Annotated in this window: 8 protein-coding genes; 3 read left to right on the top strand and 5 right to left on the bottom strand. The window is 60.4% G+C overall.

Features of this window, described 5'->3' with window-relative positions; genetic code table 11:
• Position 1: 1 nt before the first annotated feature.
• Positions 2-907, bottom strand: coding sequence for a LysR family transcriptional regulator (locus KOM00_RS14105; RefSeq protein ID WP_216499574.1), 906 nt, complete (start codon positions 905-907; stop codon positions 2-4).
• Between the two features lie 115 nt (positions 908-1,022).
• Here KOM00_RS14105 and KOM00_RS14100 point away from each other — a divergent pair, with 115 nt between their 5' ends.
• The 3 genes from KOM00_RS14100 (at position 1,023) to hcp (ending at position 4,703) form a co-directional block, all read left to right on the top strand.
• Entirely contained in the window at positions 1,023-2,255 is a 1,233-nt protein-coding gene (locus tag KOM00_RS14100; RefSeq protein ID WP_216499573.1) for an MFS transporter, read from the top strand.
• A 59-nt stretch (positions 2,256-2,314) separates the two neighbouring features.
• Positions 2,315-2,587, top strand: coding sequence for a hypothetical protein (locus tag KOM00_RS14095; protein WP_216499572.1), 273 nt, complete (start codon positions 2,315-2,317; stop codon positions 2,585-2,587).
• Positions 2,588-3,068: 481 nt separating this feature from the next.
• Entirely contained in the window at positions 3,069-4,703 is a 1,635-nt protein-coding gene (hcp, locus tag KOM00_RS14090; protein WP_302467769.1) for a hydroxylamine reductase, read from the top strand.
• 265 nt (positions 4,704-4,968) lie between these two features.
• Here hcp and KOM00_RS14085 read toward each other — a convergent pair whose 3' ends face one another.
• The 4 genes from KOM00_RS14085 to KOM00_RS14070 form a co-directional block, all read right to left on the bottom strand.
• Entirely contained in the window at positions 4,969-6,045 is a 1,077-nt protein-coding gene (locus KOM00_RS14085) for an IS110 family RNA-guided transposase (protein WP_216499571.1), read from the bottom strand.
• A gap of 127 nt (positions 6,046-6,172) precedes the next feature.
• Positions 6,173-6,448 carry a hypothetical protein gene (locus KOM00_RS14080; RefSeq protein WP_216499570.1) on the bottom strand — a complete coding sequence of 92 codons (276 nt, stop codon included), beginning with the start codon at positions 6,446-6,448 and terminating at the stop codon, positions 6,173-6,175.
• Positions 6,449-6,557: 109 nt separating this feature from the next.
• Positions 6,558-9,167 (bottom strand): polyphosphate kinase 1, encoded by a 2,610-nt coding sequence (ppk1, locus tag KOM00_RS14075; RefSeq protein ID WP_216499569.1) that lies wholly within the window; start codon positions 9,165-9,167, stop codon positions 6,558-6,560.
• Positions 9,168-9,329: 162 nt separating this feature from the next.
• A complete protein-coding gene (locus tag KOM00_RS14070; protein WP_216499568.1) occupies positions 9,330-9,482 on the bottom strand; it encodes a hypothetical protein in 153 nt (50 codons plus the stop codon).
• Between the last annotated feature and the right edge of the window lie 80 nt (positions 9,483-9,562).

Here is a 9,562-nt window from a genome sequence, read left to right as displayed (position 1 = left end):
GCTACCGCTGCTCCCCATCCCGCTCCCCCGGGGCATGCTCCAGCAGGAAGTCGACGAAGGCGCGGTTGGCCAGCGAGAGATAGGTGTCCTTCTTCCAGGCGATGAGCAGGTCGAGGTGCAACGGAGGATCGAAGGAGACCGCGGCGAGATCGGTGTCCTCGGCCACCACCATCTTGAGGAAGATGGAGATCCCGGTACCGTTGCGCACCAGCGACTTGACCAGGGAGAAGAGGTTGGTCTCGAAGATTATTCTTGGCGCACTGCCGGTCCCCTTGAGCGCCTCCAGGAAGAACTCCCTGATGTAGTACCCCTCCTTGTAGAAGACCAGCGGCTCTCCGATGAACTCTGTGAGCGTCACGGCCTGCCGTCCGGCAAAGGGATGGTCCAGCGGCACGCAGACAACGATCTCCTCGCGCAGGAAACGGCGCACCTCCAGCGTGGCGGGAAAGGCGGCGCTCCCCCCGCCGGCAACCACCCCCATGTCCAGCTCCCCATCCCCGATCATCTTCTGGATCCTCCCCGAGCCCTCCCCGAGCACCGAGATGCTCAGTTGTGGATAGGCCCTCTTGAAGTCCCGGAAGATGTCGGGAAAGAAGTAGGCGCTTATCATCGGGGTGATGCCGATCCTCACCTCTCCCCTGCTGAGCCCCTTCAGTTCGGCCATCTCCAGCTCGGCGCCGCGCAGGTCATCCATGATCCGCCTGGCGTGCGACAGGAAGATCTCCCCCTCCGCCGTCAGCGAGACCTTCTTGTCCTGGCGGTTGAAAAGGACCAGGTCCAGTTCCTCCTCCAGCTTCTTCACCGCCATGCTGACCGCGGGCTGCGCGATGCGCAGCGACTCCGCCGCCTTGGTGAAGTTGCTAAGCCGCGCCACCTCGAGGAAATACCTCAACTGCCTGATGTCCATGCCGCCCCCAATCGATAAAAAATAGCTATCGAAGCGATAAGCATTATATATTTTTCTTATGATGCGGCAAGGGTTATAGTTGCTTCGGAAGCGGCGACAACAACAGGGGAAAACAATGGGATCCATCAAAAGCGGCACCAAACGATACCGGCAGATCAACTGGGCCTTTTTCTTCGCGGGTTTCGTCACCTTCATCACGCTGTACGACCTGCAGCCGCTGTTGCCGGTGTTCACCCGGGAGTTCGGCGTCAGCGCCATGTTCGCCAGCCTGCCGCTTTCCGTCACCTCCTGCGCCCTCGCCGTCTCGATGCTTTTCGCCGGGACCATCTCCGAGACGCTGGGGCGGAAAACCGTGATGGTCGCCTCGCTGGTAACCACCTCCGTTTTGGCCTACCTGACCGCCCATACCCAGAGCCTCGAGCAGCTGGTCGTGGTGAGGTTCCTGCAGGGGATCGCCCTGGCAGGGCTTCCGGCCGTGGCCCTGGCCTATCTGAGCGAGGAGATCGCCCCGGCTTCGCTCACCTCCGCCATCGGGCTCTACATAAGCGGCAACGCCATCGGCGGCATGACCGGCAGGATCTTCACCGCCACCATGGCGGAGGCGACCTCCTGGCGCACGGCCCTTGCCGTCATCGGCGCAGTCTGCTTCGTGCTGAGCCTCTATTTCGCCAAGAGCCTCCCCCCCTCGGAGAACTTCAAGAAGCGACCCTTTGCGGTGCGTTACCTGTTCAGCTCCCTCTACCGGCAGTTGCAGGACCCGGGGCTGCTCTGCCTGTACGGGATCTCCTTCCTGATCATGGGGAGCTTCGTGACCCTGTACAACTACATCACCTTCCGGCTTTTGGGTGCGCCGTACCACCTCCCGGCCTCGCTGGTGAGTCTTATCTTCCTGGTCTACATGCTCGGTTCCTTCAGCTCTTCCATGATCGGGGTGCAGGTGGAGCGCTTCGGACGTGGCCGGATGCTCTTTCTCACCATAGGCACCATGGTCGCGGGGGCCTTGTGCACGGTGAGCCGCGACCTGGGCACCATCGTTACCGGGATCGCCATTTTCACCTGCGGCTTCTTCGGCGCCCACACCATCGCCTCCAGCTGGGTGGGGAGCCGCGCCAAGAGCGCACGTGCGCAGGCTGCCTCCCTCTATCTCTTTTTCTACTACCTCGGGTCCAGCGTCTCCGGCACCGTCGGCGGACTGTTCTGGAGCGCCTTTGGGTGGCAGGGCGTGGTGCTCCTGATCTTGGGACTCCTCGGGGGCGGGCTGGCACTTTTGAAGTTTCTCACCACCTGCGCCGAGACCGAATGCCCCGCCCGCAACGCCGTTGCCTCACTCGACGTTTTGCGCAGTTAACCTCTCAAGTTCCAGGCGTGCTCGCCGATAAAATCCTCAGAAGTCAGGAGGAGCAAAGCATGCCGGAACTTATTCGTGTAGCAGACGGGGTGTCCATTCCCCTGGAAATGTTAGGGACCTGGGACCGGGTCTCCGAACTGGCGTCGAAATACGGCCGCGTCTTCGAAGCCGATTTGGGGCGGCTGGGATTCAACCTGCGCCCCATCTACCATCTCAACAACTACATCGGCGGTGAGCAGGCCATAGCCTTTGGCACCGCCACCTCATCGAGGTTGCAGTTCGTGCTCCGTCCCGACATCTACAAGGCCATGGTAGGCAGCATAGTCCACTGATGTCCAATGCAGCGGGGTAAGCGACGACGCTCCCCGCCTGCCTCCGCAGTGCTGCAGCACATCCGCCCGCCGCCGCGCCACGCTCCCCCCCTCAGCACCGCTCCCCCCCTCAGCACCGCTCTTCCCGCCCTTCCCGCCCTTCCCGCCCTTCCCATCCTTCCCATCCTTCCCATCCTTCCCATCCTTCCCATCCTTCCCATTGGCTCCCGTTGGCTCCCGTTGGCTCCCCCAAAGCCCCCATCCCCCGCCACAAGACAAAAAAGATCCCCAAAACCACAAACCCGTTTTTTATGACTTAGGTCAAGGTCGCCACCGGCAATAGCCGCTAGAGTCACATCATCGAAGCGGCACAAAGGAGCCGATGACTGCCACGGGGACCGCTTCGACAGATCAAGCTCACTCGGGAGAACGGATGAAGACCTTTTTGAAGAACCTTTTCGGTATGGGAAACTCAACTCAAAACAACGCTAAGGAGGAAGTGATGGACAACATGTTTTGCTACCAGTGTGAACAGGCCGCCAACGGCGGTTGCTCCAAAGTAGGCGTCTGCGGCAAGAAACCGGAAGTAGCTGCTCTGCAGGACCTGCTGGTGTACAACCTGAAAGGGATCGCCTTCTGGGCCAACCTCGCCCGCGAGAAAGGCGCCAAGGACGCAGCCATCGACCGCTTCATGCTGGACGGCCTCTTCACCACGGTGACCAACGTCGACTTCGACGCCGAGGAGATCGCCAAGCTGGTGCGTGAAGCAGCCACCCTGCGCAACCAGGCACAGGCACTGTACGAGAAGGCCAACGGCGCCCCGTACGCCGGCGCCGTACCCGAGGCGGCGCAGCCGTTCCACGCCGGCACCACTTCCGAGCTGGTCGAACTGGGTGCAAAACACGGCGTCAAGAGCGACGAGATCGACGCCGACGTGAAGTCCGTCAGGGAAATCCTCATCTACGGCATGAAAGGCTACGCGGCGTACGCTCACCACGCCCTGGTGATCGGCCTCGAGAGCGAAGAGGTCTACGCCTTCACCCACAAGGCGCTGGCAGCGACCCTCGACCTCAAACTCGGCCTCATGGACTACGTCGGCCTCGCCATGGAATGCGGCAAGATCAACCTGGTCACCATGGAGCTCCTCGACAAGGCCAACACCGACAGCTTCGGCCACCCGGTACCGACCCCGGTACAGCTCGGCACCAAGGCGGGCAAGGCGATCCTCGTTTCCGGCCACGACCTGCGCATGCTGGAAGAGCTCCTGAAGCAGACCGAAGGCAAAGGGATCAACATCTACACCCACGGCGAGATGCTTCCCGCCCACGGCTACCCGGGTCTCAAGAAGTACGCCCACCTGGCCGGCAACTTCGGCGGTGCATGGCAGGACCAGGCCAAGGAGTTCGTGGACTTCCCCGGCGCCATCATCTTCAACACCAACTGCATCCAGCGCCCGGCCGAGAGCTACAAAGACCGTCTCTTCACCTGGGGCCTGGTTCAGTGGCCGGACGTCAAGAACATCAACGGCTGGGACTTCTCCCCGGTAATCGAGAAGGCGCTCGCACTCCCCGGCTTCGAAGAGGCCCCGGGCAAGGAGATCCTCACCGGCTTCGGGCACAACGCGGTGCTCGGCGTGGCCGACAAGGTCATCGACGCGGTGAAGGCAGGACAGATCCGTCACTTCTTCCTGATCGGCGGTTGCGACGGCGCCAAGACCGGCCGTAACTACTACACCGAGTTCGCCGAACAGGTGCCGAGCGACTGCGTCATCCTGACCCTGGCCTGCGGCAAGTACCGCTTCAACAAGCTCGACTTCGGCGACATCGGCGGCATCCCGCGCCTTCTGGACATCGGCCAGTGCAACGACGCCTACTCCGCGATCCAGATCGCCGTGGCACTTGCCGGCGCCTTCAACTGCGGCGTCAACGACCTGCCGCTCTCCTTCATCCTCTCCTGGTACGAGCAGAAGGCGGTGGCGATCCTCCTCACCCTGCTCCACCTGGGCGTGAAGAACATCAAGCTGGGACCGAGCCTGCCGGCCTTCATCACCCCGAACGTGCTGAACTTCCTGGTCGAGAACTTCAACATCGGCCCGATCGGCACCGCAGAAGGCGACCTGAAGCAGATCCTCGGGTAAGCCGAACCCCGCGGAACAGGCAGCAGCAAACGAAAAAAGGCGGTCCCGGTTTCAACACCGGGGCCGCCTTTCTTATGTGGCCATCAGTCAAGCTTTTTTCAAAGATCGAGAGGTGATAACCTTCTCGTAGGGCATCTTTCAACAGAGGATGCCTTTTCTTATTCGCGCCAGCTTCACGCCGAGTACCGATCCGGTACCTAGAGAAGGTTCGCCATTTTTATTCCGCCACCTAAATGTGGCAAAGGCCGCTTCGCGACTCCTCACTTTATGCCACGGAAGTACGGTACATCCTCTGTTCGATGCAGAGGCGCCACAGGATGATTGCCAACCGTCGTGCCACAGCTGCTATTGCCTTCTGAGCAACTCCAGACTTGGCAACTAACCGTCGATAAAGCCCCTCGGCATAACTGTCTTTGCTTCTCCACATCCAGGCTGCTTCAATCAGCAGACTGCGCAATCTGGTTTGTCCTACCGGAACTAGCCTGCCCGATGGTGATTTATTGCCGCTTTGCCGAACAACTGGCGCAAGACCAAGATAACTTGCCACCTCCTCGGGTCTTGCAAACCTGTCAGGGCGGAACAGCTCCATGGCGAATGTCGTGGCAACTGTTGGACCTACGCCAGGCACCGACTGCAGACAGGCCATCCGCTTCGCCAACTCCTTCGATTTGACAAGGCTCTTCAACTGCAACTCTAACCTGCGCAGCTCCTCCTGGTGAAACGCCAGCTCGCGCAGATAGCTTTCGAGTGTCATGAGGGCTGCCGGATCCATGGGAAGCCCCAACAGCACTTCTGCCACATCACTATGCCAGTTGGTCAGCTCCTTTGGTTCATCAATACCGAGGAAAAGTAAATGACCTTTGATGCGTTGCTTGCAACGCCTTGCTGAATCCACGATCGCATGGCGTCTGCGCAAGAGGGTTCGACGCGCCTCTTCCTCTACGCTTGGAATCGCTATGGATTTGAGCATGCCTTTAGCAGCATAATCCGCCAGTTTAAGACAATCGAGGCGGTCACACTTAGCACCTGGTGTTACAGCGCGGGGGATTTTACTAGGAGCAGCAACAATGACAGGAATAGCTGCCTTCTGAAGCGCCCGGGCCAGGGAGAAACCCGTTGGCCCGGACTCATAGGCTACAGCTCCGATGCGGACAGGGAGGTTGTGGAGGAATTCAACTACTGATTCAGAAGAAGCCGGAGTGACCACAGTGATAGCGCGACCATCGGCACGTCGCACAGCGACGTGATAGCTGCGCTTATGAACGTCAACCCCAACGTAGAAGGTGTGAGATTCATACCCTGCGACAAAATGCTCAGTTCCTGTTAAAATCTTTTTCGCCATGTTGGCCTCCCTCGTACGGTAACCTGAAGCGGATCACTTCAATGTTACCAGGATGGCCAGCATGGTATTTTTATTGTTTGTCATGGCTTGCTGGACGAAGCTCCTCCCGCCGGGGGAGGGGACTCTGCTACGTATGTTTTTTATCGTTCTCGGGGATGGCCTCGGTCACACTCTCGCAGATGATCTTCTTGCTCCCCTGCATGTCCGAGTATTTGAACCCGCCGCCAAGCGTGGTCGGCGAGCAGACGTTATCGGGTGAATTGGCGTTGACCAGGCAGATCGCGCAGGTCACGGTCGGGTTGTCGGTGAGTTTCTCCACCTCTTCAACCAGACCTTTACTGTGCAGGTAGCAGATATGGTGCTCATGATCCCCCGCACAGACACATGTCGCTTTAGGTTCCATCGTTTCCCCCTCGGGTATCACCGGTTGCGGCCGGCTGTCAGCACCGGCACATCGAACATGCTATCTTTTTTTCTTTTCTCTGTCATCCGGCAGCGTTCCTGACTGCGGATCACTTCTGCATCGGTTTTTTCTTCTGCTTGAGCGCGTCCTTCAGTCGCTGCTGAGCCTGGGCGATCAGCATCTGGTGCGTCCCCTCGCCGCTTTCTCCCTCCGTGGGCTGGCGCTGCACATAGCTGCCGTCGGACTGCATGTCCCAGGCGGAACGGTGGTCCGCATCGTGGCAGTCAAGGACGGTGCGCAGCTCGGTGGTCAGCTCAGGCGCCGTGACCGGGCAGAGGACTTCCACCCGCGCCTCGAGGTTGCGCTTCATGGCATCGGCGGAAGAGATGAAGTACTCCTCCGCGCCTCCGTTTCTGAAGTAGTAGATCCGGGAATGTTCGAGGAAGCGCCCGACGATGCTGGCCACGCGGATGTTGTCCGACAACCCCGGGATGCCGGGGCGCAGCCGGCAGGTGTCCCGCACGTACAGGTCGACCTTCACCCCCGCCATCGAGGCACGGTAAAGCGCCTTGACGATGTCGCCGTCCTCCAGCGCGTTCATCTTGAACCTGATCAGCCCGCCGCCGGTTTGCCGGTGCAGCTCCACCTCCCGCTCGATGCGCGTGAGGAGAGCCTTCTTCAGGAGCTTGGGCGCCGGCATGACCGCACGGTAGTTGCGCTTCGCCGTGAACCCGGTCGTGAGGTAGTTGAAGAGCTCGGTGACGTCCTGGGCGATGACATCGTCGCAGGTGATGATGCCCATGTCGCTGTAGATGCGGGCGGTCTCGGTATGGTAGTTCCCCGTGCCGATGTGGACGTAGCGCCTGAGTCCCTGGAAGTCCTGGCGCACCACCAGGATCACCTTGCAGTGGGTCTTGAGGCCGACCACGCCGTAGGTGACATGGATCCCCGCCTCTTCCATCACCTCGGCCAGGTGGATGTTGGTTGCCTCGTCGAAGCGCGCCTTCAGTTCCACGACCACCGCCACCTGCTTGCCGTTCTGCGCCGCCTGCACCAGCGCGTCGATGATGCGCCCCTGGATCGAGGTGCGGTACAGGGTCATCTTGATGGCGCGCACCTTGGGATCGTTGGCCGCCTCACGTAGGAAACGCTCCACCGAGGTGGAGAAGGAGACGTACGGGTGCTGCAAAAGGATCGCTCCCAGATCGCGGATGGTATGAAAGATGTTCCTCTCCGCGGGGAGCTGCGGGTGGTCGATCGGGTGGTGCGGAGGGTCGTGCAGCCGCGGGTAATCGAGCTTTGAGATCTCGAAGAGGTCGCGCAGGGCGAGCATCCCCGATACCTCCAGGACGTCGTTCTCCTCGTCCAGCTCCAGCTCTGCCGCCAGGCGGCCGCGGTGCAGCGGCTCCATCCCCTCCCCCACCTCGAGGCGGACGATGGGAGCGAACTTGCGCTCCTTCAGCTCCGACTCGATCATCGACATCAGGTCGTCCGCCTCTTCCTCGTCCTTCTCGGTGTTGGCGTTGCGGGTGACCCGGAAGATCTCGCAGGAAACGATCAGCATGCCGGGAAAGAGCATGTCCAGGTTGTTCATCATCACCTGCTCGATCGGGATGAAGTGGTCTCCCTTCCCCACCCGGATGAACCGTGGCGTCCCCAGCCCGATCGGCACCTTGACCCGTGCCAGGGTGTGCTCTCGCGACTTCGGGTAGCGCAGCGTCACCAGGAGGTTGAGCGAAAGGTTGGAGATGAACGGGAAAGGATGGGCAGGATCTATGGATTGAGGCGTCAACAGCGGGTAGATGTTGGTGTAGTAGTGCTCGCGCAGTTGCTTCTTCTCTTTGGGGGTCAGGGTGTCGTAGCTCTCGATGACGATCCCCTTGGCCTCCAGGAGTTCCCTCACCTGGCGGAAGGCTTCCCTCTTGGCGGCCTCGATCTCGCGGACCGAGGCATTGCACTCGACTACCTGCTGGCGCGGCGTCCGGCCGTCCAGGGTCAGCTCGTGCAGCCCCGCGCCGATCTGCTGCTTCAAACCGCCGATCCTCTTCATGGCGAATTCGTCGAGGTTGGAGCTGACGATGGCGATGAACTTGAGCCGCTCCAGCAGCGGGGTGCGCTCGTCCACCGCCTCGTGCAGCACCCGGCGGTTGAACTCGAGCCAGGTGAGCTCACGGTTCAGGTACCAGCGGCTCTCGCCCAGGTCGAATTCGGACTGCTCGGCGACGGCCGGGCTCTTCGGTTTGGGCGGCTGTTTGGCACCCGGCTTCGTTGCCTTGGCGGCCTTGGGCTTGACCCCTCCGGGCTTGCTCGCCTTGGCAGCTTTCGTCGCTTTGGCGGCCTTGGCATCCTTGGCCGGTTTGGTTTCTTTGGCAATCTTGCTGCTTTTGATCGCCTTGGGGACTTTCCCCTTGGAGACCTTATCGCTCTTTGACTTTCCTGCCTTGCCCCCTTTTTCCTGCTTCAGCGCCTTCTGCTTCGCCCCTTTGGGCCGCTGCGGGTCGCCGGCGGCAGTGGGACTCGGGGCGGCAAGCACAGTCACATTACCTTCGATGAAATGAAGATTACTCTCTAAAGGATGGTCCGAGGCCTCAGCCGCCTGGCCCGGATTCATTTGCGGGATCTCAAGCACATTCTGCAGGACGGGCACTTGCTCATTCACCAGGTGAAAGGCATCCTCTTCTTGCTCGGTTTTCAGGGGTACGACAAGTTTGGTCTCCATGACCTTGGTCTCCAGAGCTGTAGAATAATAATATTCTTACATTATTATCCGACGAAGGCAACCGTCGCCCGCTTTTGAGTATGGCTGACAGAGAAAGGCCCCCGCCGGTCCTGTTGCGCTTGCCGGTACGGGGGCCTTTCCTGTTGCCGATGCTGCCTATTGTCATTCCACGCGCGGGATTTTTCTCGCGCGCGCCGCCCTCTTTCTCAATATCTTCATAACCTCAGTCGAGCTCAGCTCCGTTTCCTTCTGTTTGCGCCGCTCCACGATGACCACAACCGGTGCGTCCTCTTCCTTGCCATCCCTTTCGCCCATGATCCACCTCCAGCTGCGGCGGCTTCGCGCCCCAGCATCCGGTTAATGACGAACATTTTATCTTCATTGCCTCACCTTGC

It is taken from the genome of Geomonas diazotrophica, assembly GCF_018919385.1.
GTDB lineage: Bacteria > Desulfobacterota > Desulfuromonadia > Geobacterales > Geobacteraceae > Geomonas > Geomonas diazotrophica.
This window is presented reverse-complemented; position numbering and strand designations above follow the sequence as displayed.

What these genes read in the sequence shown, in the direction of transcription:
- KOM00_RS14070 (WP_216499568.1), bottom strand. Translation starts at nt 9,482, where the DNA reads ATGGGCGAAAGGGATGGCAAGGAAGAGGACGCACCGGTTGTGGTCATC.
- KOM00_RS14095 (WP_216499572.1), top strand. Translation starts at nt 2,315, where the DNA reads ATGCCGGAACTTATTCGTGTAGCAGACGGGGTGTCCATTCCCCTGGAA.
- KOM00_RS14085 (WP_216499571.1), bottom strand. Translation starts at nt 6,045, where the DNA reads ATGGCGAAAAAGATTTTAACAGGAACTGAGCATTTTGTCGCAGGGTAT.
- ppk1 (WP_216499569.1), bottom strand. Translation starts at nt 9,167, where the DNA reads ATGGAGACCAAACTTGTCGTACCCCTGAAAACCGAGCAAGAAGAGGAT.
- hcp (WP_302467769.1), top strand. Translation starts at nt 3,069, where the DNA reads ATGGACAACATGTTTTGCTACCAGTGTGAACAGGCCGCCAACGGCGGT.
- KOM00_RS14100 (WP_216499573.1), top strand. Translation starts at nt 1,023, where the DNA reads ATGGGATCCATCAAAAGCGGCACCAAACGATACCGGCAGATCAACTGG.
- KOM00_RS14105 (WP_216499574.1), bottom strand. Translation starts at nt 907, where the DNA reads ATGGACATCAGGCAGTTGAGGTATTTCCTCGAGGTGGCGCGGCTTAGC.
- KOM00_RS14080 (WP_216499570.1), bottom strand. Translation starts at nt 6,448, where the DNA reads ATGGAACCTAAAGCGACATGTGTCTGTGCGGGGGATCATGAGCACCAT.